Origin of the sequence: Nocardia sp. NBC_00416 (assembly GCF_036032445.1) — a bacterium.
In the GTDB taxonomy this organism is placed as follows: Bacteria; Actinomycetota; Actinomycetes; order Mycobacteriales; family Mycobacteriaceae; genus Nocardia.
The window spans coordinates 4,849,871-4,874,785 of the sequence record NZ_CP107932.1; the positions used below are offsets into that span (position 1 = coordinate 4,849,871).

The following is a 24,915-nucleotide window of genomic DNA, read 5'->3' on the forward strand; positions in this document are numbered from 1 at the left end:
TAGCACCCGCCTATCGTAAACGGCACGTGAACGGCAGGTCACCGGGCTGCTGAACAGCAGCGGACCAGCCGGTTCAGGAGTTCAGTTCGCGAACCAGCGCGTCCACCACCGCGATCAAATCCCCCTGGGCCGCCGCGGCCACCTGCCGCTGCCGCTGATAGCTGGCTCCGCGGCGCGGGATCTCGGCCACCGCGGCGAGTTCATCCGCACAGCCCAGCCGCCGCGCGGTCGGCTCCAACCGGTTCAGCAGATCGTCCAGGTCATCGGTGACCAAACGTTCCCGATTGTCATCGCCCACGATCACGATGGCGTCCAACCCGTAGCGCGCGGCCCGCCACTTGTTCTCCTGAACATGCCAAGGCGGCAGGGTCGGCAACGATTCACCACGCTCCACCCGCTCGTCCAGATGCACGATCAGGCAGTGGATGAACGCCGCCAGCGCGGCCAGCTCGGCCCGGGTGGAGATCCCGTCACAGATGCGCACTTCGATGGTTCCCCATTTCGGGGCGGGCCGGATATCCCAGTGCATACCGCCGAGTTGTTCGAACACACCGGTTTTCATCTCGTCGTGCGCGTAACGCTCGAACTGACCCCAGTTCTCGAACTGGAACGGCAGCCCCGCGGTCGGCAACTGCTGGAACATCAGCGCACGATTGCTCGCGTATCCGGTGTCCGATCCCGACCACATGGGCGAGGACGCCGACAACGCCAGCAGATGCGGGTAGGAGAGCAGCAGCGCGTTCAGGATCGGAAAGACCTTCTCCCGGTGGGAAACTCCGACGTGTACGTGCACCCCCCAGATCAACATCTGCCGACCCCACCACTGGGTGCGTTCGATCAGTTCGTCGTAGTGCTCGGACCGGGTGAGCTGCTGCGTGGACCACTGGGCGAACGGATGCGTGCCCGCGCAGAACAGGTCCACGCCGAGTTCGTCGGCGGCCCGGCGCACGGTGTCCATCGTGCCGGACAGATCCTGCACAGCGGCGCCGACCGTCTCGTGCACCCCGGTGACCAACTCCACGGTGTTACGGAGCAGTTCCTTGGACACCTGCGGTGTGCCGTCGTGCGCGCGCAGTTCACCGACCGCGTCGAATACCGCGGCCGCGGTATTCGACAGATCGCGACTCGTCTTGTCGACGAGCGCGATCTCCCATTCGATTCCGACGGTCGGCCGAGGCGACCCACGGAACGGCACCGGCTCGATCCGTGCCCCACCCATATCGGCCCCTCCGTCGTGCGTCTGTCTACTCGATGACACCGCAGGCGACGCGACCGCCCGCGTCACCGGTGCTCATCGTCTGCTGGTCCGGGCCGGTACCACCCTCCCGGGTGTAGCGGTCCGGGATATTGGCGAAGTTATCGGTGCCGGCGTGCACGATCAGCGCCTTGCCCTGGATATCGCTCATCGTGACCGTATCGGTGGTGGTCACCAGATAGCCGTGGCCGTCCTTACGGACCTGCAACGAGGTCAGGTCACCGCTGGCGGGATGGCCGGTGGCCCCGCCGACCTGCAGATGACCGCCCGCGGACAGGAAATCACCGGGTGCGCCACCGGCGGGCGGCGCCGAGTTCGGCTCGCACTTGCCTTCCTGGTGGATATGCAGTCCGTGGAAGCCGGGAGTCAGGCCGGAGGCATCGATCGTGATCTTCAGATGATTACCCTCGGCGGCGAAATTCGCCGTCCCGATCTTCGCGCCGCTCGGCGACTTCAGCTCGACCTCGGTACCGGTACCGGCCGGAGTGTCCTGCTCCTCGCCGTGCCCGCCGTGTTCGCCTTCACCGGCAGGCGCCTGGGACGAGGTCCACACCGGCGGAGTCGTTCCCGTCACGTCGCTGGATTCCTGGCTGTTCGTGCAGGCAACGAGGCCGAAAGCCGCGACAGCCAGCACCGGCGTCACGCTCCGCCAAGACGAGCGACGAGAAGTGGACGGTGCCATCAGGGAACTCCTTTACGAGTACCGAGTTTACGGATAGAGCGTTTCGACAACGATCTTTCGACGCTCAAGATGATGCCACGACGCCCATATCCGCCCGGGACGCCCCCGACCTCCGGCGGGCGGGATCACCGACCGGTCACCACCACGATGACGCCGGCACCGTCACCCAGACCCGGGACCATCGGCGCGGTGACCGCACCGATATCCGCCGCCACCGCGGCGGCGACGGCCTCGTCACCCGGCGCCGGACCGTAGTACACGGTGGTGGCCGCGAGTGTGGTGGCGGCATAGTTACCGGTCGTGGTGTTGGTCCACCCGTGCGCCGTGAGCTCGCTCGCGGTCGTGCCCGCCAAACCGGCGACCATGCTGTTGTTCAGCACCTTGATCGGTGCGGATCGATTCACCTCACCGGCCGCCGCCGAAGTCGAGGGTTCAGCGGCGGTGGTCGTGGAATCCGCGGCCGCGGTGGTGGGCGCGACCGCGGCGGGGGTGGTCGCGCGCGGCGCGGCCAGTGCGGTCGTCGTCGATGTCCCCGCGCCCTCGGAGTTATCGGAGCCGTCGGAATCCGCGCTCGACAGCGACATCGCGCCCAGACCGGCGAAAACGATCGACAGGGCGATCAGAACCATCGCCGTCGCACGCAGCGGCGGTCCACCGGAGCCAGGGTTCGAATTGCTCACCCGCCCGAGCCTAGCGCCTGATCTGTCGCGCTGTGCTTATTGGCGGCGCCTTCGGCGCCGCGGGTCTGTGTTTATTTGCCCCGCCTTCGGCGGGGCGGGTCGGGGCCCTTGTCAACCCCGGTTCTTCACTCCGCCGCTCAGTCGCTGCGCTCCTTCGCTCTGTCGCTCCAGAACCGGGGCGGGCCCCGACCTCGGAGGTGGACCCTCCGGACGAGGCGAGAGGTGCTGGCGGACGTGCTTCTTGGCCGGCGTGGGTAGGTTCACGACCCTGCCAGTGGTCGATGGTCGCCGATCTATGGACGGCGGTGCGCACGCGATCAGTCGCTGCGCTCCTTCGCTCCGTCGGTCCAGAACCGGGGCGGGCCCGACCACGGAATGGTGACCATCCGGAGAGGCGTGAGGGGGCCGGGGTCGGGCCGTGAACACCTGTGGAGGATCGCGGGATGCCGGTGCTCGAAACCCGCCTGCTCCCGGACATCGGCCACGCGCGGTCCCGGCCGGGCGGGCCCGACGGAAGGCGACCAGCCGAAGAAATACGCGGGATTCACAGGCGCGCGCCCGGCGAGCCGGTCGACCGTGCCAGCGACCCTCATAGTTTCGGACCCGGGCGCGAGTCGCGACCAGGTCCGATGTTCGGGCCGGGAACTACACCTGGAAGCCGAGCCGGCGGGCGGCGCGTGACTTCTGTCGGCTCGCCCGTAACCGGCGCAGCCGTTTGACCAGCATCGGATCGGCGACCAGCGCTTCGGGCCGGTCGATGAGGGTATTGAGCACCTGGTAATAGCGGGTCGGCGACAGCGCGAACAATTCGCGGATGGCCTCCTCCTTGGCGCCCGCGTACTTCCACCACTGCCGCTCGAAGGCCAGGATCTCGTGTTCGCGACGACTCAGGCCGCTGTCGGGATCATGGGCCGGTTCGGGGCTCGTATTCGCTGTATTGGCCGGAGGACTGCCCTGAATTGCGGAAAGATCCCGCGCTGCTGCGCCGTCCATCTTGCTCCTCGCCGAGTTACCACCGGACGCGATCGCCTTGTCGGGGCACGATCGGGTCACCGTGTTACTGCCCTGCGATATTCAACCACGCCGTCCGGGTAACCGTCGCCGTGTCCGCCCGGCGTGTCCTGGACGGCAGTACCAGAAATTCGCCGACGCCTCGCCCCACCTGCCCCGACCCGCTGTGCACGCCGCACATACCAGGCCCTTTTCACACCCGTAGGCGGCCCCCAATAAGCTCTTGTCCATGTCAATCCTGCCCATTGTGATCGTCGGCGACCCGGTGCTGCACGGTCCCACCGCGCCGGTGACCGAATCGCCGGCGGAACTGGCCGGGCTGATCACGGATATGTACGAGACCTTGGACGCCGCCAACGGCGTCGGCCTGGCCGCGAACCAGGTCGGAGTGTCCAAACGCCTCTTCGTCTACGACTGCCCGGAGCACGTGGACAAGGACCAGATCGTGCGGCGGCGCGGCGCGGTGATCAACCCGGTGCTGGAGACCTCGGAGATCCCGGAGACCATGCCCGATCCCGATGACGACGAGGAAGGGTGTCTCTCCGTACCGGGCGAGCAATTCCCTACCGGCCGAGCCGATTGGGCCCGGGTCACCGGAACCGACGAGCACGGCGAACCGGTCACGATCGAGGGCACCGGTTTCTTCGCCCGCATGCTGCAGCACGAAGTCGGTCATCTCGACGGGCATCTCTACATCGATGTGCTGACCGGCCGTTATGCGCGGGCCGCGAAGAAGGCGGTGAAACGCAACGGCTGGGGCGCCCCCGGCCAGAGCTGGCTACCCGGTATCGATCCGGACCCCTTCGGACATGACGACTGAACCGCACGAGCCCGCGGACGATCCCGCACTCGCCGATATCTCGGTGGGCGAACGGGTGGTGGTGCGGTACCGCCTGCCCGAGGGCAGCACCCCGCCGCTGACCGATGTGATCGGCGAGGTGGTGTCGACGAATCCGCTCACCGTTCTGGCCGCCGACGGCCATCCGGTACTCATCCCGGCGGCCAGCGTGGTGGCGCTGAAATCGCTGTCGCCCCGGACGATTCGCACCTCGGAGATCCGCGCACTGGAGACCGCGGCGGCCTTCGGCTGGCCCGGTTCGGAGTACGCCTGGATCGACGGCTGGCTGCTGCGCGCCGGCCACGGCTATACCCGGCGCGCCAATTCAGCTGTACCCATAGGTGATTCGAACGGGCCCGCGCGGGTGACAGCGGAAACCCTGCACCGGATCGGAGCCTGGTACGCGGCGCTGGGCCTGCCGCTGCAGCTCACCCTGCCGGACCGGCTGGCCACGGTGCCGCCGGGCTGGAACAGCTGGGGAGAAACCCGGGTGCTCGGGATCGACCTGGAGAATTCCGTACTCCCGCAGGGCCCGTCCATGGTGCGTATCGCCCCCGAACCCGATATCTCGTGGCTGGAGATCCATCGCTATCGCGGCGACGAACCGAGCGGTCACACCGCCACGGTCCCGCTGCCCGAGGTGCTCTCCGCCGTGCACGACGGACAATTGGGTTTCGCCTCACTCGGCCTGCCCAGTCCCATCGCCATCGCCCGCGGCGCACTCACCACCGCCTCGGACGGACGTCGCTGGGTCGGCCTCACCTGTGTCGCGGTCGTCGCCGCCCACCGCCGGCACGGCCTGGGCGCGCTGGTCTGCGGCGAGCTGCTGCGCTGGGGCCGAGACCGTGGCGCAACACACGCATATGTCCAGGTCGAGGCCGGTAATGTGGAGGCGATGAAGTTGTTCAGCGAGCTCGGCTTCCTCGACCACCACAGTTACCGCTATGCCGTCCCCGGCGGTTCCGCGCCCACCGCACGTACCGATGGCCGTCCGGAATAGCCCCACGACCGCACCGACGTCACTTCATCCGGATGACCGGCCCGTAGTGGGCCGGTCCCGGTTCCGGAGCGAGGGAGACCCCGCATCATTTCCCGGATGATCAGCTCCGTGGTCGGGGTCGACAGAGCCCCGGCCCGCGGTGCTGGAGACGACGCAATCCAACACAACCGGGCCACCAGGCCCCGACCCGCGACACAATCCAACCCGGTCGGGGCCCGCCCCAGTTCCGGAGCATCAGAGCGAAGGAACTCAGCCACAGCCCGACAGGATCGACACCCCCACTACCATCTCTCCGAATGATCACCCCCCTGGTCGGGGCCCGCCCCGGTTCTTGCGCATCAGAGCGAAGGAACTCAGCCATAGCCCGACAGGATCGACACCCCCACTACCATCTCTCCGAATGATCACCCCCCTGGTCGGGGCCCGCCCCGGTTCTGGAGCGACGGAGCGAAGGAGCGCAGCGACTGAGCGGAGGAGTGAAGAACCGGGGTTGACGAGGGCCCCGACCCCGCCCCGCCGAAGGCGGGGCAATAAACACAGTTAGGAAGTTCGTTGCGACTGGCCACCTGGAATGTCAATTCGATCCGTTCCCGGCAGGACCGGGTGCTGGCCTGGCTGGACCGCCAGGACATCGATGTCCTGGCGCTGCAGGAGACCAAATGCCGCGACGATCAGTTCCCGTTCGAACGGTTCGCCGAGGCCGGATACGAGATCGCGCATGTGGGGCTGAACCAGTGGAACGGTGTCGCCATCGCCTCCCGGGTCGGGCTCGACGATGTGGAGATCGGCTTCCCTGATCAGCCCGGGTTCGACCGTGACGCCGCCGATACCCTCATCACCGCACCGACCGTCGAGGCACGCGCGCTGGGCGCTACCTGCGGCGGAGTCCGCGTGTGGAGTCTGTACGTGCCCAACGGCCGCGCGTTGACCGATCCCCACTACGAGTACAAGCTGGCCTGGCTGGCCGCGCTACGCGGCAACGCCGCTCGCTGGCTCGCCGAGAACCCGCGGACCCGAACCGCCCTCGTCGGCGACTGGAATATCGCCCCCACCGACGACGACGTCTGGTCGGCCGAGTTCTTCGCCGGGAAAACCCATGTCTCCCAGCCGGAACGGGACGCGTTCTCGGCGTTCACCGAGACCGGTTTCACCGATGTGATGCGCCCCTTCGCGCCGGGCCCCGGCGTCTACACCTACTGGGACTACACCCAACTGCGGTTCCCCCGGAAAGAGGGAATGCGGATCGACTTCGTGCTCGCGTCGCCGGCCTTGTCCGCCACGGTCGTCGACGCCGGGGTGGATCGTGAGGAACGCAAGGGCAAAGGCGCCAGCGATCATGCCCCGGTGATCGCCGAGTTCACCGACTGAGCCCGGTTCACATCCAGTCGGCGAGCGGATCGGTGGCGAGGAAGACACCGAGCGGCTCGGGGATCTCGATATCGGTGCCGAACGGCACCGTCACCTTGCTGCCGTAACGGCCGTCGTCCGGCTCGCTGTACACACTGACCTCCGCGGCACCGCGATCGATCAGGAAGTAGAGCGGGATGCCCGTGGCCGCGTACAGGAACGGCTTGTCGAGCCGGTCCCGTAGTTCGGTGTGCTGCGCCCGCGAACTGATCTCGATGGTCATGAACACCGGCTGGGGATCCGACCATTCGCCTTCCCCGGCGAATGCCGACGCCGGGGCGAGAATCGCGTCCGGGCGTACCCGGCTACCGCCGGCGCGACCGGCGCGCAGGCCCCGATCGGCGAAAAGCCACAGTTCGGATCGGCGCGGCACCAAGAATCGTGCCAGCCACTGCACGACCCGAGTGTGGTTGGTGTCCGGGCGCGCCTTCGCGGCCAGCAGGCCGTTCAGGTATTCGAGCCGCAGCCCTTCGGAAATCCGCTGTGCCGCGGCGTCGAGTTCTTCGAACTCACCGACGCTCATCAGCGATCCATGCGAGAGGGTCACCATTAGACCCTATCGCTCTGTGTCTATTGCCCCGCCTTCGGCGGGGCGGGTCGGGGCCCTTGTCAACCCCGGTTCTTCACTCCTGCGCTCAGTCGCTGCGTTCCTTCGCTTCGTCGCTCCAGAACCGGGGCGGGCCCCGACCATGGATGCGGACCATGCGGAGCAAGCTTCGGGGGCTGCGTTCGGAGGGAAGTTCGGGGCGTGGGGAGGTGGCCCGGTGATCCCTGGCCTTCATTCCTGCCGCTCAACCGCTCCAAAAAACCGGGGCGGGGCTCCGACCAGGAAAGCGGCCATTCTACGGAAACGCCCGGGCACCGATCACCACCTGGCGACCCGGCCTTCACTCCCGCCGCTCAACCGCTCCAAAACCGAGTAGACACCCGAACCAGGAAAAGGCTCCATCCGAAAAACGCCCGGGCACCAATCGGGGCCCGGCGTCCCCGGATCTTCACGTCTGCTGCTCAGTCGCCAGCACCGAACGTGCCCCGACCGATCTTCTGGCGGCGGCCCGCCCCGGTGGGACGCTGGTCGCCGCGGGCTTCCTGGATCCTCGGCCCACACCCTTCCCGGGGGGCGCGGCACTCACGATCTACAGCTACCGGAGTTTCGAGCACACCCTCGACCCCGTGGTGGTGAAGCGCATGGCGGCTTTCTCGAACGCCGGTGTCCGCCTCGGCGCACTGTCGCCCGCCGCCGGGGACCGACGAAATCCACCCGCCGACCGACGGATCCGGACCTGGCCGAGTATGGTCGGCGGCGGAAAATCGCACATGCCAACGGGGGCTCGCACCAGCGGGCTGAGAGGACGGCTAGCTCCAGCGGGAGCGTTCAGGGCTGTCGACCGTATGAACCTGACCGGGTAATGCCGGCGTAGGGAGAAAATATGACGAGCACACCTGTCGACTCTGTGACCACTGGTCCGATCGAGGGAAGCGTCAAGCACTATCAGGATGTGGACGGTCTGCGCATCCCGGTGCGCCGGATCGGTCTGACCAACGGCGACCGGTTCGACGTCTACGACACGTCGGGCCCCTACACAGACGACAACGCGACCATCGATCTGGAAACCGGCCTGCCCGCGCTGCGTGACGGCTGGGACAAGCCGGATATCACCGGGCCGCCCACCCAGCTGGCGTGGGCGCGTGCCGGGATCGTCACCGCGGAGATGCGGTTCATCGCCGCACGTGAGGGCGTACCGGCGGAAAAAGTGCGCGCGGAGGTCGCGGCCGGGCGGGCGGTGATCCCGGCGAACCACAAGCATCCGGAGTTGGAGCCGACCATCATCGGCAAGCAGTTCCTGGTGAAGATCAACGCCAATATCGGCAATTCGGCGGTGTCGTCCTCGATCGCCGAGGAGGTCGAGAAGATGGTGTGGGCGACCAGGTGGGGCGCGGACACCATCATGGATCTGTCCACCGGCAAGAACATCCACGAGACCCGCGAATGGATCCTGCGCAATTCCCCGGTCCCGGTGGGCACGGTGCCGATCTACCAGGCGTTGGAGAAGGTGAACGGCGATCCGACCGCGCTCACCTGGGAGATCTACCGCGATACCGTGATCGAGCAGTGCGAACAGGGTGTCGACTATATGACGGTGCATGCCGGGGTCCTGCTGCGGTATGTGCCGCTGACGGCGAAACGGGTCACCGGGATCGTCTCGCGCGGCGGTTCGATCATGGCGGCCTGGTGTCTGGCTCATCATCAGGAGTCGTTCCTGTACACGCACTTCGCGGAACTGTGCGAGATCCTGGCACGCTACGACGTCACCTTCTCGCTCGGTGACGGGCTGCGGCCCGGTTCGATCGCGGATGCCAACGACGCGGCTCAGTTCGCCGAACTCCGCACGCTCGGCGAACTGACCAAGATCGCGAAATCGCTTGGCGTGCAGGTGATGATCGAGGGGCCGGGTCATGTGCCGATGCACAAGATCGTCGAGAACGTGCGGCTGGAAGAGGAGTTGTGCGAGGAGGCGCCCTTCTACACCCTCGGCCCCCTGGCCACCGATATCGCGCCCGCTTACGACCACATCACCTCGGCGATCGGCGCGGCGATCATCGCGCAGGCCGGGACCGCGATGCTGTGCTACGTCACGCCGAAAGAGCATCTGGGCCTGCCCAACCGTGACGACGTGAAAACCGGCGTCATCACCTACAAGATCGCCGCCCACGCCGCCGACCTGGCCAAGGGGCATCCGCACGCACAGCGCCGCGACGACGAATTGTCCAAGGCGCGTTTCGAATTCCGCTGGCGTGACCAGTTCGCGCTGTCGCTGGACCCGGACACCGCCCGGGAATACCACGACGAGACCATGCCCGCGGAACCGGCGAAGACGGCGCATTTCTGCTCGATGTGCGGGCCGAAGTTCTGTTCGATGCGGATCTCGGCGGATGTGCGCGAGTATGCGGAGAAGAACAACCTGACCGATATCGACGCGATCGAGGCGGGTATGGCCGAGAAGTCGGCCGAGTTCGCCGACGCCGGGAAGAAGGTCTACCTGCCGGTGGTGTCCTGATCGGCGGACGGCGGCCCACCGCGGCGGTGGGCCGCCGTCGACTCTCCCGGGAGGACCGCCATGACCGGCAGTATGGGGTCGGTCGTCGCCCCTCCGGCGGTAGATGGTGAATACTGCAGCCACAACACCCCGGGCGCCGCGGGCGCCGTCGCGAACGACACCGGAATGCCCGTCGTATCCTTTCCCGGGCCCAACTGCGAGGGGATGCCCATGGATCCGGCGAGCGGGTCGTTCGAGAGCGTGGTATTCCGCCCGTAACGCTCAGTCGATATCGGCGTTCACGCGACGCTCGACGGCGTGGGGCGCCGCCTGCTCGGGCTTCGACATCGACAGCGCCATCAGGATCACGCCGACCGCGACCACGACGACGGCGATCCACAGCTGATTCACGATTCCCCAAGCCGTACTGAGAACTCCGGCGGATACAGCGCCGACGATCCCGGCGAGCGCCGTCAGGGTTCGTATGTTCATCGAGACCCGTCCGAGCACTGCCGAATCCGCCGATGCGGTGACCAGGGTCGTCAGCCCGACGTTCCAGACGGATCCGAAGAAGCCCAGTACCGCTAGACCCGCGACAGCCCAGATCAGACCTGGGACCGATCCCAGGGTCGCCCCGACGGCGATGCACATCGTGCTCAGCGCGATTCCCGCCAGACCGAAACGATTCACCGTCCGGATTCCCCACCGATCACCGAGGCGAGGCGATATCCAAGCACCGGCGATCGCGGTCCCACTCGACGCGATGAACACGAGTCCGTAATAGAACTCCGGGAGGCCGAGCCGACGCAACAGGAGGATGGGCAGCATCGCCATGACCATCGCCTCCGCCACGGAAATGAGTAGGCCGAAGGTCGAGAATGCCTTCAGCAGCGGAATGCGAACCAAGAGGCGGAATCCGGCGGCGATATCCTCTCGGATCGTCGATTCGCGCCGTTGCTCCCGCGCGCCGTCCGGGCTCTTGATCAGCGTGAGGCATACAGCATTGACCGCGAAGGTCAGCACATCGATCACCAGTGGAAACACATAGCCGCCGACCCAGATGAGCGCACCGGACAGTCCCCGACCGGCCGACGATCCGAGCCGCTCACCGGCGATCAACCGGGACCGCGCCTGCAAGATCGTCCGATTGCCGATCACCGTCTGGAGGTGTGAGAAGTACAGTGCCTCGGCCACGAGGGTCAGTATTCCGAACAGGAAGGTCACCGGAAGTATCCAGTAGAAACCGGCCACATCGAAGACGATCCCCAGGCAGAGGCCGCCGATCGCGACCATCGAGACGATGTCCGCGGCGATCAGCCACCACCGCTTCCGTTCTCGTCGGTCCGACCACACTCCCACCAGGAAACCGAGCAGAACCATCGGCACCGCGGACGACGCGTGCAGGAGGCCGATCTGCCATTCGTCGGCCATGAACTTCTCGACGGCGATGACCGGCAGCACCACAGCGGTCAGCGCCGAGCCGAAGGTGGTGGACACCTGTCCGGCCATGAACAGACCGAAGTCTCCGGATTTTCCATCAACGGTCGGCGGCACGGTCCTGCTTTCGTAATGAGCCCAGCCCAATGGGTGCGGTACACGAACAGTCCATCAACGGACAGGTCCGGAGCGCGGCGGTTGCGCGCTCCGGACGAGTCGCGACCGGCTTCCGTCTATGGCATACAGAAGTCCTATGGCATATAGAAGTCGGGACTCGCCAGACCGAAGACGACGTCGTCGAAAACTGTTCCATTACTTCCCCCGAAATGCTCGCACTCCCCTGCGGCTCTTAATCGAATATATCTACACGCCGGCGCCTCGGTCAGCACGATGCACATCGCATCACAGTCGAGCGATATTCAATTGGAAATACCCGGCGCCTTGTGTATATACGAGCGGTCGGCCACCTGATCCAGCAGGAATTCCGCGATATCGGCCCGCGAGATCTTCAGGGTCAGGCCGGGTTCGTCGCCGGAGAACCCGCGCCGGTAGGCCCCGGTGCGCGGTCCGTCGGTGAAGGCGCTGGGCCGCACGATGGTCCAATCCAGATCACTGGCCCGCACATGGTTCTCCTGCTGCTGGTGATCGGCATAAGCCGGACGCAGCAGGAGACCGAACATGATGTACTTCCACAGGAAGTTCAGATTGCCGCGACTGTCGCCCGCGCCCAGCGTGGACTGGCAGACGAGCCTTTTCACCCCGGCGCGGTTCATCGCCTCGATCACTACCCGGGTGCCCTCCGCCCGGACTACGCCTTTGCGCCCGTTTCCCAACGCCACCAGGACCGCGTCCCGACCGGCGACCACGCGTTCCACCGCGACCGGGTCGAGCACATCGCCTTCCACGACGTGCAGATGTTCGTGCGTGCGGGCCATCCGGCCGGCATCCCGGGTGAGCGCGGTGACCTCGTATCCGCGCGCCAACGCCTGTTCGACGATGTGCTGCCCGACCGTGCCGGTGGCTCCGAAAACTGCGATTCGCATTGTTGCTCCTGACTCGAAAACCGTTGCCTGTTTGCTGAATCCAGTACACCAACCAGCAACGAGACGAACCATGGCTCGAACGCTCGACGACATAAGCGAGCGTCTACGGATTCCGACGGGCTGTCAGAGTGCGCGGAACAACCGCACCGTCGCCTCGTCGGCCGGGTAGAAGGCTTCGATGTGCAGCTCGTCGATCGTCACATCGGTGGCCGATATCGCCGACGCGGCGATGCTGAAGAACGAGTACTCCGCCGCACCGACCCGCAGTTGCAGCGGCACCACGACATCGTTGCGCGCCCGGCCGCCGTCGTCGTGGCACGGATAGGCCGACACCTCGTCGAGCAGGGCCTTCAACCGCAGGTCTCCGGTCGCTTCCAACCGGCCGCGGATCTGGCTGAGCAGATGTCCGCGCCATTGGCCGAGGTTGCGGATGCGCGGCGCCAAACCGCCGGGATGCAGCGAGATCCGGATGGCGTTGACCGGTGGCTCGAGCAGTTCGGGGGCACAGCCGTCGAGCAGCACGTCGGTGGCGGAATTGCGGTCGACCACATCCCACCAGCGATCCAGTACCAGCGCCGGATGCGGTAGGTGCGCGTCGAGCAGAATCCGGAAGGCGTCCATGACGGCGTGCAACTCCGGCGCGTTCAGGTCCCGCTGGCCGTAGCTCGGGGCGTAACCGGCCGAGAGCAGCAGCTCGTTTCGTTCACGCAGGGGCACGTCCAGATGCGCGGCGAGCCGTTCGACCATCTCCCGGGTGGGCCGCGAACGGCCGGTCTCCACGAAACTGAGGTGCCGCGTGGACACTTCGGCCTGCGCGGCGAGCTGCAGCTGACTCAACCGCCGGCGTTCCCGCCAGGACCGCAGCAGTCCACCGACCGAGGGTTGCGCGTCCACTGTCACCACAGTTCGGATACTAGTCCGTCCGGTAACCGATCTCATTACCTCTGAGGTAATCGTCGCCAGGGCGAATCGCGGTGATGCTGAGTGCGTCTTGTTCAGCACGATCGAAGGGATCACCCCGATGAACGACGTTGTAGCCACCTACCTGCGGACCTGGAACACCACCGACGCACAGGTCCGGACCGCGCTGCTCGACCAGCACTGGGCGCCGGACGCCTCCTACACCGACCCGCTCGCCGCGGCCGTGGGCCGTGCGGCGATCGGCACCACCATCGGCGCGGTGCACGACCAGTTCCCGGGGTTCGTCTTCACTCAGGTCGGGGAGCCCGACGCGCACCACGGCCAAGTCCGTTTCCAGTGGGGCCTGGGGCCCGCCGGCACCGAACCCGTGATCATCGGGTTCGACGTTCTGGTCACCGACGAGCAAGGCCGGATCGATACAGTGCTGGGCTTTCTGGACAAAGTGCCGGGCTGATCAGGACGGCCGTCGTCGTGACGGTGACGGCCCCGCGGGGCGGGCGAGATCAGGCCCGCCCCAGCGCGAGGGTCACGTTGTGACCGCCGAACCCGAACGAGTTCGTCAGGGCGTAGTCGATCCGCTGAGCCCGGGCGCTGCCGTGGACGATATCCAGGTCCACGTCCGGGTTCTCCAGGTTGAGTGTGGGCGGGACGACCTGGTCACGGAGGGTGAGCGCGGTGAGGATGGTCTCCAGGGCGCCGACCGCGCCGATCGAATGACCGAGCGCCGATTTGGGGGCGTAGATCGAGGCGTCCGGGGTGACCGCACCGATGGCCGCCGCCTCCGAGGCGTCGCCGATGGACGTCGAGGTGGCGTGGGCGTTGACATGCTGGATATCGGCGGTGTCCAGTCCCGCGACGGCGATCGCCTTGCGCATGGCGCGGGCCGCGCCCGCTCCGGCGGGATCAGAGGCGACGATGTGATAGGCGTCGGAGGTTATGCCGGCGCCGAGCACCCGGGCGTGGATCCGGGCGCCCCGGGCGCGGGCGTGCTGCTCCGATTCCAGGACCACCAGCGCACCCGCTTCGCCGAAGACGAAACCGTCGCGGTCGCGGTCGAACGGCCGCGAGGCCGCCGCCGGATCATCGTTACGGGTGCTCATGGCGCGCATCATGGCGAAGCTGGCGATCGGGACCGCGTGGATATGGCCTTCCACACCGCCCGCGACCACCACGTCCGCCTCACCGGTGGTGATCAGCCGCCACGCCTGCGCGATAGCTTCGGTGCCCGACGAGCAGGCCGAGACCGGTGCGAAAACGCCTGCCTTCGCACCGATTTCGAGACTCACCGCCGCCGCCGGACCGTTGGGCATGACCATGGGCACCGACATGGGCGAGACCTTGCGGTAGCCGCCCGCACGCATCGCGTCCACCGCGTCGATGAGGGCGTCACCGCCGCCCAGCCCGGTGCCGATGCACACGGCGAGCCGTTCGCCCTCCACCTCGGGCCGCCCCGCCGCCGCCCAGACCCGCCGCCCCACCACCAGCGCGAGCTGTTCGACGTAGGAATGCCGGCGCTGTTCGATCCGGGTGAGCCCGGCCCCGGGGTGCGATTTCAGTTTGCCGCCGATGCGTACGGGCAGGTCGTACTCGGCGACGAAATCGTCGTCGAGGGTGGTGATGCCGGTGTCTCCGCGCAGCAGCCCGGACCAGGTCTCGTCCATATCGTCGGCGATCGAGGTGGCGCCCGCGTAGGCGGTCACGACCACCTGAGCGGCCCGAGTTTCTGAAGCGATCGGTACAGTCACGACGTCATGAATACCTGTAGCGTTCGCTACAGTCAACCCATGGCCCGCCCACTCGACCACGCCAAACGCGCCGAAATCCTCGACGCGGTGGTCCGCTACATCGCCGAACAAGGCCTCGCGGACCTCTCGCTGCGCCCCCTCGCCGCAGCTCTGGGCACCAGCTCCCGGATGCTGATCTACTACTTCGGCACAAAGGAAGAACTGCTGGTCCAAGCACTCGCGACCCAGCGTCCGGACCTCACCGCGGTCTTCGCCGAGGCCGCGGACGCCGACGCGCTACGCGAACGACTGTGGCAATTCTGGCGCTCGAACACCACCGGCCCCGGCGCGGTCAGCGTCAAGGTGATGCTCCAGGTCGTGGGCGCGGCCTGTGCATCGCACAGCCCCTACGCGGCGTACGCGGACGAGGCGATCGCGGTGTTCGTCGCGACCCTGGCCGCCGGATTACGCGGACTCGAATCGGTGGACGATCCCGAGGTGGTGGCGACGCTGCTGGTCTCCGGCCTGCGCGGCATCCTGCAGGACCGCCTGATCACCGGCGAGGTGGAGCGCACCGACCGGGCCGCCCGCCGGTTGATCGACCAGACCATTGTCTGACCCGTTCGGCAACGCCCGAGCCCGGCCCGGCGACTGCCCACGACCGCGCAAGGCCATCGGGGACCGGCATCGATACGCACCCGGATGCGGCCCGCCTTCCCGGCCGGCCCCGGACCGCCCCCACGTAGGGTGACGGCGTGAGATTGTTGCCGTTGGCGCCCCCGGGGCAGACCCCGGTCCGGGTGCTCACCATCGCCGGTACCGATTCGGGCGGCGGAGCCGGAATACAGGCCGATACGCGGACCATGGCCCTGTGCGGAGTGCACGCCCTGGTAGCGGTGGCCGCGGTGACAGTGCAGAACTCGGTGGGAGTGAGCGGCTTCCACGAGATCCCGCCGCAGGTGGTCGCGGATCAGGTGCGGTCGGTGGCCGGCGATATCGGCGTCGGCGCCGCCAAAACCGGAATGCTCGCATCGACCGACATCATCGAGGCCGTGGCCGGGGTCTGCCGCGAGGTCGGAATCGGCCACGACGGAAAGATTCCGCTGGTCGTCGACCCCGTCGCGGCCTCCATGCACGGCGATCCACTCCTGCACGCCGAAGCGCTGGACGCGGTGCGCTACACCCTGTTCCCGCTGGCCACCATCGTCACCCCGAACCTGGACGAGGTGCGGCTGCTGACCGGCGTCGAGGTCACCGATCCGGCGTCCGCCCGGACCGCGGCCGAGGCGTTGCACGCGCTCGGACCGCGATGGGTCGTGGTGAAGGGCGGACATCTGCGAACGTCGGCGGAGAGCACGGACCTGCTGTTCGACGGGCACCACTTCCTGGAATTCACCGCGCCCCGCATCACCACCGGCAACGACCACGGCGGCGGCGACACCCTGGCCGCCGCGCTCGCCTGCGCGCTGGCCCACGGCTACTCGGTGCCCGACGCGTTCGAATTCGCCAAAGAATGGACCCGGCTCAGCCTGGAAGCGTCCTACGACCTCGGCAAAGGCCACGGCCCGGTCTCACCACTGTGGCGTCTGGCCTGACGGCGATCGTGTCCCGAACCTGTCGGTGGCCGGGTACATACTCGTGGTGTTCCGGAACACCTCACCACAATGACGTGGCGACGCGAACAACGAGGTTCGGTAGTTACCCCGCCAGACCGGCAAGGCCGGCGCGCAGCCTTTCCGGATGGCACGTTTCCACGCAACTGGCCGTGTGCGCGCCGCAGCAGACGAGCCGATCCCACACGGTCGGGCCCCCAGTTCTGCAGCGACAGCTCGAAGGAGCGCAGCGACCGACCAGCTGAGGTGAAAGCCGGAAACCACCGAGTCCGGGCCCGCGTCACGACTTCCCTGTCGAATGGCCTGCTTCCACGGTCGGGGCCCGCCCCGGTTCTGGAGCGACCAGAGGGAGGGAGCGCAGCGACCGACCGCCGGGAGTGAAGAACCGGGGTTGACAAGGGCCCCGACCCGCCCCGCCGCAGGCGGGGCAATCCCACACGGTCGGGGCCCGCCCCGGTTCTGGAGCGACCAGAGGGAGGGAGCGCAGCGACCGACCGGCGGGAGTGAAGAACCGGGGTTAACGAGGGCCCCGACCCCGCCCCGCCGGAGGCGGGGCCATCTACACAGCAACCTCCCAGGTTGCCTGGAGCCCGGCCCCAGCCCGCGGATCGACTCTGGTCACTATGACCGAGACCGTGACCCTCGCCGGAACGGCGGAACTCACGGACGACCCGTTGTCACCGCCGGTGCTGGATGTGGTCGTTCCTGTGTACAACGAAGAAACCGATCTCGGCGTGTGTGTGCGCCGACTTCACGATTATCTCGACAGCGGGTTCCCGTTCCCGGCGCGGATCACCATCGCCGACAATGCCAGTACCGATTCCACCTTGGCGGTGGCCGAGATCTTGGCGGGTGAACTGGATGGGGTCCGGGTGGTGCATCTGGACGCCAAGGGTCGCGGCCGGGCGTTGCGGGCGGTGTGGCAGGAGTCGGACGCGCAGGTCGTCGCGTATATGGATGTGGATCTGTCCACCGATCTCGATGCGCTGCTCCCCCTTGTCGCGCCGCTGGTTTCCGGTCATTCCGATCTGGCCATCGGAACTCGGCTGGGGGCCGGTTCCCGTGTGGTGCGCGGGCCGAAGCGTGAGTTCATCTCCCGCTGCTACAACCTGCTGCTGAAGGCTTCGCTGCGGGCGCATTTTTCCGATGCCCAATGCGGTTTCAAGGCTGTCCGCACGGAGGTGGCGCGCAAACTGCTGCCGCTGGTGGAGGACGGGGAGTGGTTCTTCGATACCGAGCTGCTGGTCATCGCCGAACGCGCGGGCCTGCGGATCCATGAGGTTCCGGTGGACTGGATCGACGATCCTGACAGCCGCGTCGACATCATCGATACCGCTCGCAAGGATCTGCGCGGGATCTGGCGGATGGGCCGGGCGCTGACCACCGGTTCGCTGCCGTTGGCCGAGCTGCGCCGGGCTGTGGGCCGGGAGCCGCTCGTTCCCGGTGTGCCGCTCGGCATGGTCGGTCAGCTGATCCGGTTCGCGCTGGTCGGGGTCGCTTCTACGCTCGCCTACGTGCTGCTGTATCTGCTGCTGCAACCGATGGCCGGGGCGCAGGTCGCCAATTTCGGCGCCCTGTTGATCACCGCGGTCGCCAATACCGCCGCCAATCGCGCGTTCACCTTCGGCGTGCGCGGGCAGAGCGGGATGGTGTCGCATCAGTTCCAGGGTCTGTTGATCTTCGGGTTCGGGCTGCTGGTGACCAGTGGTTCGCTGTTCACCCTTCATCATTGGGCGCCCGGTGCGCCGGTTCAGCTGGAGTTGTTCGTGCTGGTCGTGGCGAATCTGATCGCGACGCTCATGCGGTTCGTCGGCCTGCGCTGGGTGTTCCGCGAGGCGGGCCGTCCGGCCCTCGGCGTCGAGGAGGCCGCCCGATGACAGTTACCGCGACTCCCCCTGACACCACGGTGCCCGCGTCCACCATGACCGGGCCCGAACCGGCGCGGTCGGGCCGCTGGGAATACCCCGCGCTGGCCGTGTTGCTGCTCGCGACCGGCCTCTCCTACCTCTACAACCTCAGCGCCAACGGCTGGGCCAACTCCTTCTACTCCGCCGCCATCCAGGCGGGTTCGGTGTCGTGGAAGGCGTTCTTCTTCGGTTCCTCCGATGCCGCGAACTCCATCACCGTGGACAAGGCGCCCGCGTCGCTGTGGCTCATGGAGCTGTCGGTGCGCCTGTTCGGCTTGAACAGCTGGAGCATCCTGGTCCCACAGGTCCTGCTCGGTGTGGCGACGGTGGCGCTGATCTGGGTGACCGTGCGGCGCTCGTTCGGCCCCGCGGCGGGGCTGGTCGCCGGGCTGGCGCTGGCGGTGACCCCGGTGTTCGCGCTCATGTTCCGGTTCAACAATCCCGACGCGCTGCTGGTTTTCCTGATGGTCGCCGCGGTGTGGGCGATCGTGCGCGCGCTAGACGACGGCCGGTGGCGCTGGCTGGTGCTCACCGGAACATTCATCGGGTTCGGGTTCTTGGCCAAGCAGCTGCAGGTCATGCTGGTGGTGCCGGTACTCGCCCTGGTGTACTTGTTCGCGGGTCCGCCGAAACTCGGTAAACGGATCGCGCAGTTGTTCGCCGCGGGCGCCGCGATGGTGGTCGCCGCGGGCTGGTGGCTGCTGGCGGTGGAACTCTGGCCGGCCGATTCCCGGCCCTATATCGGTGGCTCCCAGAACAATTCGATCATCGAACTGACACTCGGCTACAACGGGTTCGGCCGGTTGAACGGCAACGAGACCGGCAGCGTCGGGCCGGGCGGTGAACTGCCGCCGGGCGGGAACGGGATGTGGGGGCAGACCGGGATCACCCGCATGTTCGATCAGATGCAGGGCGGTCAGATCGCCTGGCTGATTCCCGCGGCGCTGGTCGCTTTGGTGGCGGGTCTGCTGCTCCGTGGCCGCGCGGCGCGTACCGACGGCCCCCGGGCCCAGGTGCTGCTGTGGGGCGGGTGGCTGGTGGTCACCGGCCTGGTGTTCAGCTTCATGGCCGGGATCTTCCACCAGTACTACACCGTGGCGCTGGCTCCCGCGGTCGCCGCGCTGGTGGGTATCGGCGGGGTGCTGTACTGGCGCAACCGGTCCCGCTGGTGGGTCCGCGCCGGTGCGGCCGTCGCGGTCGGGCTCACCACCGCCACGGCGTGGATGCTGCTGTCGCGTAGCGCGGATTTCGTGCCGTGGCTGCGCTGGGCGGTGCTGGTGGCCGGGATCGTCGCGACTCTCGCGATCGTGGTTCCGCTGCCCGGTCGAGCCGGTGTCGCCGCGGCGCTGCTCGCCGGAGCGGTCGGCCTGGCCGGGCCGGTCGCCTACACGGTCGACACCCTGAATTCGGGCCATGCCGGGTCGATTCCGACTGCCGGACCCAATAACGGCATGTTCGGCGGGATGCGCCCGCCGGGTATGCGTGGCGGGATGCCCGACGGGGCCGGCATGGACGGTGGAATGCCGGGCGGACCAGGGGGCCCGGGCGGAATGTTCGGTATGAACGGCGGCCCGGGCGGTATGCCCGGAATGCCTGGTGGACCGGGCGGTATGCCGGGGACGGACGGCGGGCCGAGCGGTATGCCCGGGATCAACGGTGGGCCGGGCGGCATGCCCAGTACGGACGGCGGGCCGGGCGGCATGCCCGGGATCAACGGTGGGCCGGGCGGCATGCCCAGTACGGACGGCGCCGCGAACGGCATGCCCGACGGCGGGGACGGTGGCACTACCGGAATCGACGGCGGACGCGACGGCGGCAATCGGCGGGGCGGTCCCGGCGGCGGGTTCCTCAACGCCAGCACCCCCAGCGCTGCCCTGGTAGCGCTGCTGCAGGACAACGGCGACGCCTACACCTGGGCCGCGGCCACCGTCTCCTCCAACGGAGCCGCCGGATACCAGTTGGCCACCGAACTCCCGATCATGCCGATCGGCGGATTCAACGGCAGTGATCCCTCGCCGACGCTGGCACAGTTCCAGCAGTATGTCGCATCCGGGCAGATCCACTACTTCCTCGGCGGAAGCGGTGGCGGCCCCGGCGGACGCCAGGCCACGACCGCCGCGATATCGCAGTGGGTGCTGGACAACTTCACCGCGAAGGAGGTCGACGGGGTCACGCTCTACGACCTGACCGCCCCCAAGTGATCGTGCGCTGAACGCCGATGGCCCGGACCTTCGAAAAGGTCCGGGCCATCGGTGTATCCGTCGTGTCCGAGCACAGAGCCCACGGAGTGCGTGAGCGAATGAGCTCGGGCGTACGCGAACGGACCGAGCTCAGGCGAACACCTGGGTGAGGTCACCGTAGAGGCGCTGTTCGGTGAACTTGTTGTCCGAGTCGACCGTCGCGTACACCGCCCCGGGGATGTTCAGTTCCTTACCGCTCTTCAGGTAGTACTGGATGCGGATCTCGAACAGGACCTCCGTCGTGCCGTCGACCGCCGGATGCGGCTCGATCCAGTGGAAGACACTGTGCTCGATACTCGTGCACTGGTCGAGCACGTACTGGATGGAGGCGGTGGCGGCGTCGCGACCGGTCACGGGTTCGGCATTGGCGAAAGTCAGCAACACATCGTCGGTCATCAACTGCGCGGCTTCGGCCAGCCGGCCGGAGTCGATGTGCTCGTAGTAGTCCTCCACGAGTTTCCGGACGGAAGTCATTAGCCAACTCCTTGCTGAGATCCCCAGGACGGGAACGGTTTTCGTATCGCGTGCCCAGGGTAATGGAAATCCGGCCCCGGCGCGCCCGACATCGGCGATCCAGCGAACCCTCGGCGGCTCGTCCCGCCCGGAGTTCCGTCCCTTCCTGTGCGAGGCCCGGCATCGCCCGTCGCGAGTCAGCCGGGCGCCGGACTCACCGCGCCGCAGCCGGAATCGCGGCCCGGATCGCCTCGGCCTCGTGCTCCAGCAGTACGTCCCCGCCCTGCGACGACACGATGGGCGTATAGGGGTCGGCTGCGAAGGGTTCGCCGAGCATTTCGCGCAGCACCGCCAGCCCGCAGAACGGGACGTAGTGCGGGCTGTATCCGCCTTCTTGGACGAAAGCGATACGGCCGTCGCACAGTTCGGCGGCCATATCCAGAACGCGGCGGGTGAGCTGCGCGAATCCGGCGCTGGTGACCATCTGCCGGGCGAGCGGGTCCATCATGCTCGCGTCGAATCCCGAGGCCACCAGGATCAGCTCGGGCCGGAACGCGCGCAGCGCCGGGAGGACCACCTGGTCCATGGCGTGCACATAGGCGGCGTCACCGCTGGCGGGCGGCAGCGGAATATTGATCGAATAGCCCTCCCCGGCACCGGTGCCCCGCTCCTCCAGGTAACCGGAGTTCGGCGGGAAACACAGATGCTGGTGCAGGGATATCGTCAGCACCGAGGGGTCGCTGTACCAGATGTCCTGTGTGCCGTTGCCGTGGTGGACATCCCAGTCCACCACGGCCACCCGCTCCAGACCCAGGACTTCCTTGGCGTAGGCGGCGGCCACCGAAACATTGTTGAAAATGCAGAAGCCCATCCCACCGGCGCGGTGCGCATGATGCCCCGGCGGGTTGACCAGCGCGTACCCGGTGTCGACGGTGCGCGCGACGACCTGATCGACGAGCTGGATCGCGCCTCCGGCCGAGAGCGCCGCGATCTCGTATCCGCCGCGCCCGAACGGCGAACAACCATCGCCCGCGTCGCCGCCCTTCGGCTCCAGGCTCTCCGCTTTGATCCGGGCCAGATGCTGCGGGGTGTGGACTCTGAGTATGTCCGCGTCGGTGGCCGGTACGGCCCGGACCGGTTGCAGCCGGTCGAGTAGCCCGGATACGGCGACCAGCTCGTGGAAACGACGTTTGGTATCGGGGTGGGCGAGATGATGCCCGATCGGCTGGAGTCCGGTGGTCGCATCCGAGGGGAACAGACTCCCCGAACCGGTGTCGGCCCATCCGTAGACCGTGTTCCAGACGTATCCGATTGTCATGGTCGAGCTCCTTGGTGTCGGCGTCCCGCACCGCGGGCGCCAGACGGCAAACCTCGCGCAATCGATCGACCGCGCCAGCCCATGGAGCCATAAGCCGGGCCGGCGTGCAACCGGAACCAGTTAGCTGTACGGGCATAGTTGCGCCTGGTACTCCCGACCCGATCGCCGGGGCGTCGCCCGCTGCGGAGCGGAAAACGGAGGTGTCGACCCGACGCCGGGTTTCGACGCTGCGGCGGCCCGGCTACGGGTTCTCAGCCCCGATCGAACCTGCCGTCGGCGATTCCGGCAGTGAACGCGGCCCATTCGCCGGGTGCGAAGCGCAGCGCCCCGGCTTTCGGATTCTTGGAATCACGAACCCCGATATCGCCCGCCCCCAGAAAAGCGACCTCGACACATTCGCCGGTGCCCTGGCTGTGGCTGCTCGTGAACCACTGTGCGGAAATCGGATCGGCGCTCACGCGAGGTACTCCTTCGCTACCTGCCGTAGCAGGTTCCTGCTGCTCACAGCATCCAAAGACCGTTGCCGGATGCGATCGTAGGTTCGATGGTATCGCTCGACATCGTGCGGTTTTTCCAGATACAGATTCCCTACCGTGCTCCCCTCGATGAAGACGACCGGCGGCTCGACCGGACTACCTGCCGGGGTGATTCCGAAGTCGAGAATCACGCAGGGCCCCACCCAGAGGCCGGTGGGGAAACCCGCCCGGAACGGGAGCACGCGCAGCTCGACGTTCGGCAGCGTGGACATATCGGCAAGCTTCCTCAGTTGCACCGCCATGACTTTCGGGCTCCCGTTGATCCTCCTCAGGGCCGCCTCGCCGATGACGGCACTGACAGACGCCGGGCGATGTTTGCGGGTCACCCTGTGCTGTCGCCGCAATTTCAGCTGCACCCAGGCGTCCTGCAACTCCTCGCTCGCATTCGGGAACGCGGCACGGTTCAACGCCCGCACATAGTCCCCGGTCTGGAACAGGCCGGGGATCAACTCCGGCTGAAATGTCGCGATACCGACCGCGGCGGACTCCAGTCCGACGTAGACGTCGAAATCTCTCGGGATGAGGTCCCCGAACTCGTGCCACCAGCTCTTCCCATTCGACTGCCGTGCCAACCCCGTGAACGCGGCGGCCAACTCCTCTGGCACCCCGTACAACTCACACGCCGCCTCGACCTGACCGATCTTGATCCGGCCGGTCTGACCGTGTTCGAGCCGGTGCAAACTGCTGTGACTGATGTCGAGCAGCTCGGCCGCGGTGACCAGGGTCAGTCCGGCGCGGGTACGCCAGTCCAGGAGATAGCGCCCGAGCTGGCGTCGCGGCACTGTCGATCCGGTGTCCTGCATGGAATCCTCCCACCTTCGGGCGGGCCGGGGCCCGCAACGGGTGACGCATCGGCGCTGCCGCGGAAGAAATGCTGGGCGTTTACGCGAAAAGAGTCGCGCGGTACCGCAATGACCGCCTCGCTCCCGGACAGCTGGTTCGCTGAAGCTCACCCGATGCCGCCCCCGGAGAATCCACCCTCAACCTAGCAGCATCGATGATCAGCGGAAATGCTTGTCCCAGCGAATGATCGGAGACCTACTATCCGAGACCCGACAGGGCGAAGCCCCGGCGCGGAGCCGCACCGTCCTGTCCGCAGGCGGCACCGGATCGCGACCTACCGGGCGTGGCCCGGCGCGACCGGGCGTCCGCCGGTGCGCGTCATTCGGCCGAGTAGCAGGTGTAGGTGATCCCGGACCGGAACGACAGGCTGTCGACGAGCCGGAGCTCCGGGATGGCGTAGCCGTCCGGGAAGAGCCGGCGGCCGCCACCCTGGACCACGGGGTAGGCGAACAGCCGGTATTCGTCCACCAAACCGGCCTCGATCAGGGTGTGGCACAGCGTGATACTTCCGGTGACGACGATGTCCTTGCCCGCCCGCTGTTTCAGCGCCGCGATCTCGGCGACCGGGTCACCCGAGAGGATCGTGGAGTTCTGCCAACCCGCGTCGGTCAGGGTCTTGGAAACCACGTACTTCTGCACCGTGTTCAGGTATTCGGTGATGCCCGTCGGGTCCTCGGTCTGCTGTGGCCAGTACGCGCGCAGATCCTCGAAGGTCCGGCGGCCGACCAGAAACCCGTCGGCGGCGCTGTCCTGGCGGTGGATCTCGTCGACCAGGTCCTGACTGTCCCCCTGGCCCTGCGGATCGAACCAGTCGCCGAGCATCTCGATCGCACCGTCGACGGTGATGTTCTGGGTTATCGCGAGCGTGCGCATAGTGCCTCCGGGCAGCGGTCGTACGTCGGATAGCAGGGCGGCGGTCCAGTATCTCGGATGTACGGACCGCCGCCCCGTACATCCCGACGGGACAGG

General features: G+C 67.3%; 23 protein-coding genes. 9 read left to right on the forward strand and 14 right to left on the reverse strand.

All coding sequences use genetic code 11. The features are described 5' to 3' along the window. Positions 1-73 precede the first annotated feature (73 nt). The 4 genes from OG804_RS20785 to OG804_RS20800 all read right to left on the reverse strand — a co-directional run bounded on the left by OG804_RS20785 (position 74) and on the right by OG804_RS20800 (position 3,610). Positions 74-1,219, reverse strand: coding sequence for a glutamate--cysteine ligase (locus OG804_RS20785; protein ID WP_328388984.1), 1,146 nt, complete (start codon positions 1,217-1,219; stop codon positions 74-76). Between the two features lie 25 nt (positions 1,220-1,244). Beyond that, positions 1,245-1,937 (reverse strand): superoxide dismutase[Cu-Zn], encoded by a 693-nt coding sequence (gene sodC, locus OG804_RS20790; RefSeq protein WP_328388986.1) that lies wholly within the window; start codon positions 1,935-1,937, stop codon positions 1,245-1,247. A gap of 125 nt (positions 1,938-2,062) precedes the next feature. Beyond that, positions 2,063-2,617 (reverse strand): LytR C-terminal domain-containing protein, encoded by a 555-nt coding sequence (locus tag OG804_RS20795; RefSeq protein WP_328388988.1) that lies wholly within the window; start codon positions 2,615-2,617, stop codon positions 2,063-2,065. Between the two features lie 645 nt (positions 2,618-3,262). Next, positions 3,263-3,610 carry a DUF3263 domain-containing protein gene (locus OG804_RS20800; protein WP_328388990.1) on the reverse strand — a complete coding sequence of 116 codons (348 nt, stop codon included), beginning with the start codon at positions 3,608-3,610 and terminating at the stop codon, positions 3,263-3,265. A 247-nt stretch (positions 3,611-3,857) separates the two neighbouring features. Between OG804_RS20800 and OG804_RS20805 the strand changes: the two genes are divergently transcribed. The 3 genes from OG804_RS20805 to OG804_RS20815 all read left to right on the forward strand — a co-directional run bounded on the left by OG804_RS20805 (position 3,858) and on the right by OG804_RS20815 (position 6,834). Then, positions 3,858-4,448 (forward strand): peptide deformylase, encoded by a 591-nt coding sequence (locus OG804_RS20805; protein WP_328388992.1) that lies wholly within the window; start codon positions 3,858-3,860, stop codon positions 4,446-4,448. Further along, entirely contained in the window at positions 4,438-5,466 is a 1,029-nt protein-coding gene (locus OG804_RS20810) for an N-acetylglutamate synthase, CG3035 family (RefSeq protein ID WP_328388994.1), read from the forward strand. The genes OG804_RS20805 and OG804_RS20810 overlap by 11 nt, the downstream gene beginning before the upstream one ends. A gap of 552 nt (positions 5,467-6,018) precedes the next feature. Then, a complete protein-coding gene (locus tag OG804_RS20815) occupies positions 6,019-6,834 on the forward strand; it encodes an exodeoxyribonuclease III (RefSeq protein WP_328388996.1) in 816 nt (271 codons plus the stop codon). A 7-nt stretch (positions 6,835-6,841) separates the two neighbouring features. Here OG804_RS20815 and OG804_RS20820 read toward each other — a convergent pair whose 3' ends face one another. Next, complete coding sequence (locus OG804_RS20820) at positions 6,842-7,396, reverse strand: Uma2 family endonuclease (protein WP_328388998.1); 555 nt, start codon at positions 7,394-7,396, stop codon at positions 6,842-6,844. 907 nt (positions 7,397-8,303) lie between these two features. On the opposite strand from OG804_RS20820, the gene thiC reads away from it, so the two are divergent. Continuing rightward, entirely contained in the window at positions 8,304-9,932 is a 1,629-nt protein-coding gene (gene thiC, locus OG804_RS20825; protein ID WP_328389000.1) for a phosphomethylpyrimidine synthase ThiC, read from the forward strand. Positions 9,933-10,193: 261 nt separating this feature from the next. On the opposite strand, the gene OG804_RS20830 is transcribed toward thiC, so the two are convergent. The 3 genes from OG804_RS20830 to OG804_RS20840 all read right to left on the reverse strand — a co-directional run bounded on the left by OG804_RS20830 (position 10,194) and on the right by OG804_RS20840 (position 13,294). Next, a complete protein-coding gene (locus OG804_RS20830; RefSeq protein WP_328389002.1) occupies positions 10,194-11,465 on the reverse strand; it encodes an MFS transporter in 1,272 nt (423 codons plus the stop codon). 302 nt (positions 11,466-11,767) lie between these two features. After that, entirely contained in the window at positions 11,768-12,391 is a 624-nt protein-coding gene (locus OG804_RS20835) for an NAD(P)-dependent oxidoreductase (protein ID WP_328389004.1), read from the reverse strand. A 123-nt stretch (positions 12,392-12,514) separates the two neighbouring features. Continuing rightward, positions 12,515-13,294, reverse strand: a complete 780-nt coding sequence (locus OG804_RS20840; protein WP_328389006.1) for a helix-turn-helix domain-containing protein — start codon at positions 13,292-13,294, stop codon at positions 12,515-12,517. Between the two features lie 118 nt (positions 13,295-13,412). Here OG804_RS20840 and OG804_RS20845 point away from each other — a divergent pair, with 118 nt between their 5' ends. After that, positions 13,413-13,766: a nuclear transport factor 2 family protein gene (locus OG804_RS20845; protein WP_328389008.1), complete on the forward strand. Its 354-nt coding sequence runs from the start codon at positions 13,413-13,415 to the stop codon at positions 13,764-13,766. A gap of 49 nt (positions 13,767-13,815) precedes the next feature. On the opposite strand, the gene OG804_RS20850 is transcribed toward OG804_RS20845, so the two are convergent. Then, positions 13,816-15,057 carry a KasA/KasB family beta-ketoacyl-ACP synthase gene (locus OG804_RS20850; RefSeq protein ID WP_328389010.1) on the reverse strand — a complete coding sequence of 414 codons (1,242 nt, stop codon included), beginning with the start codon at positions 15,055-15,057 and terminating at the stop codon, positions 13,816-13,818. A gap of 39 nt (positions 15,058-15,096) precedes the next feature. On the opposite strand from OG804_RS20850, the gene OG804_RS20855 reads away from it, so the two are divergent. From OG804_RS20855 to OG804_RS20870, 4 genes are all read left to right on the forward strand, one after another. Next, the gene (locus OG804_RS20855) at positions 15,097-15,654 is read left to right on the forward strand and encodes a TetR/AcrR family transcriptional regulator (protein ID WP_328389012.1); all 558 of its coding nucleotides are present in this window, start codon (positions 15,097-15,099) and stop codon (positions 15,652-15,654) included. A 137-nt stretch (positions 15,655-15,791) separates the two neighbouring features. Beyond that, positions 15,792-16,631, forward strand: coding sequence for a bifunctional hydroxymethylpyrimidine kinase/phosphomethylpyrimidine kinase (gene thiD, locus OG804_RS20860; protein WP_328389014.1), 840 nt, complete (start codon positions 15,792-15,794; stop codon positions 16,629-16,631). A 641-nt stretch (positions 16,632-17,272) separates the two neighbouring features. Beyond that, a complete protein-coding gene (locus OG804_RS20865) occupies positions 17,273-18,526 on the forward strand; it encodes a bifunctional glycosyltransferase family 2/GtrA family protein (protein ID WP_328389016.1) in 1,254 nt (417 codons plus the stop codon). Further along, the gene (locus OG804_RS20870; RefSeq protein ID WP_328389018.1) at positions 18,523-20,757 is read left to right on the forward strand and encodes a glycosyltransferase family 39 protein; all 2,235 of its coding nucleotides are present in this window, start codon (positions 18,523-18,525) and stop codon (positions 20,755-20,757) included. The genes OG804_RS20865 and OG804_RS20870 overlap by 4 nt, the downstream gene beginning before the upstream one ends. Before the next feature lie 129 nt (positions 20,758-20,886). Here the strand turns inward: OG804_RS20870 and OG804_RS20875 are convergent, their stop codons facing one another. The 5 genes from OG804_RS20875 to OG804_RS20895 form a co-directional block, all read right to left on the reverse strand. Beyond that, complete coding sequence (locus tag OG804_RS20875) at positions 20,887-21,270, reverse strand: nuclear transport factor 2 family protein (RefSeq protein ID WP_328389020.1); 384 nt, start codon at positions 21,268-21,270, stop codon at positions 20,887-20,889. Positions 21,271-21,463: 193 nt separating this feature from the next. Continuing rightward, a complete protein-coding gene (locus OG804_RS20880; RefSeq protein WP_328389022.1) occupies positions 21,464-22,567 on the reverse strand; it encodes a class II histone deacetylase in 1,104 nt (367 codons plus the stop codon). 251 nt (positions 22,568-22,818) lie between these two features. After that, the gene (locus OG804_RS20885) at positions 22,819-23,025 is read right to left on the reverse strand and encodes a DUF397 domain-containing protein (protein WP_328389024.1); all 207 of its coding nucleotides are present in this window, start codon (positions 23,023-23,025) and stop codon (positions 22,819-22,821) included. Further along, positions 23,022-23,906 carry a helix-turn-helix domain-containing protein gene (locus OG804_RS20890; protein WP_328389026.1) on the reverse strand — a complete coding sequence of 295 codons (885 nt, stop codon included), beginning with the start codon at positions 23,904-23,906 and terminating at the stop codon, positions 23,022-23,024. The genes OG804_RS20885 and OG804_RS20890 overlap by 4 nt, the downstream gene beginning before the upstream one ends. A gap of 358 nt (positions 23,907-24,264) precedes the next feature. After that, a complete protein-coding gene (locus OG804_RS20895; protein WP_328389029.1) occupies positions 24,265-24,819 on the reverse strand; it encodes a dihydrofolate reductase family protein in 555 nt (184 codons plus the stop codon). Positions 24,820-24,915 lie beyond the last annotated feature (96 nt).

Bases quoted from the DNA above. Each gene is read 5' to 3' on its own strand.
- OG804_RS20785 (WP_328388984.1), bottom strand. From the start codon at position 1,219: ATGGGTGGGGCACGGATCGAGCCGGTGCCGTTCCGTGGGTCGCCTCGG.
- sodC (WP_328388986.1), bottom strand. From the start codon at position 1,937: ATGGCACCGTCCACTTCTCGTCGCTCGTCTTGGCGGAGCGTGACGCCG.
- OG804_RS20800 (WP_328388990.1), bottom strand. From the start codon at position 3,610: ATGGACGGCGCAGCAGCGCGGGATCTTTCCGCAATTCAGGGCAGTCCT.
- OG804_RS20805 (WP_328388992.1), top strand. From the start codon at position 3,858: ATGTCAATCCTGCCCATTGTGATCGTCGGCGACCCGGTGCTGCACGGT.
- OG804_RS20810 (WP_328388994.1), top strand. From the start codon at position 4,438: ATGACGACTGAACCGCACGAGCCCGCGGACGATCCCGCACTCGCCGAT.
- OG804_RS20820 (WP_328388998.1), bottom strand. From the start codon at position 7,396: ATGAGCGTCGGTGAGTTCGAAGAACTCGACGCCGCGGCACAGCGGATT.
- thiC (WP_328389000.1), top strand. From the start codon at position 8,304: ATGACGAGCACACCTGTCGACTCTGTGACCACTGGTCCGATCGAGGGA.
- OG804_RS20835 (WP_328389004.1), bottom strand. From the start codon at position 12,391: ATGCGAATCGCAGTTTTCGGAGCCACCGGCACGGTCGGGCAGCACATC.
- OG804_RS20845 (WP_328389008.1), top strand. From the start codon at position 13,413: ATGAACGACGTTGTAGCCACCTACCTGCGGACCTGGAACACCACCGAC.
- OG804_RS20855 (WP_328389012.1), top strand. From the start codon at position 15,097: ATGGCCCGCCCACTCGACCACGCCAAACGCGCCGAAATCCTCGACGCG.
- OG804_RS20865 (WP_328389016.1), top strand. From the start codon at position 17,273: ATGACCGAGACCGTGACCCTCGCCGGAACGGCGGAACTCACGGACGAC.
- OG804_RS20870 (WP_328389018.1), top strand. From the start codon at position 18,523: ATGACAGTTACCGCGACTCCCCCTGACACCACGGTGCCCGCGTCCACC.
- OG804_RS20875 (WP_328389020.1), bottom strand. From the start codon at position 21,270: ATGACTTCCGTCCGGAAACTCGTGGAGGACTACTACGAGCACATCGAC.
- OG804_RS20880 (WP_328389022.1), bottom strand. From the start codon at position 22,567: ATGACAATCGGATACGTCTGGAACACGGTCTACGGATGGGCCGACACC.
- OG804_RS20890 (WP_328389026.1), bottom strand. From the start codon at position 23,906: ATGCAGGACACCGGATCGACAGTGCCGCGACGCCAGCTCGGGCGCTAT.
- OG804_RS20895 (WP_328389029.1), bottom strand. From the start codon at position 24,819: ATGCGCACGCTCGCGATAACCCAGAACATCACCGTCGACGGTGCGATC.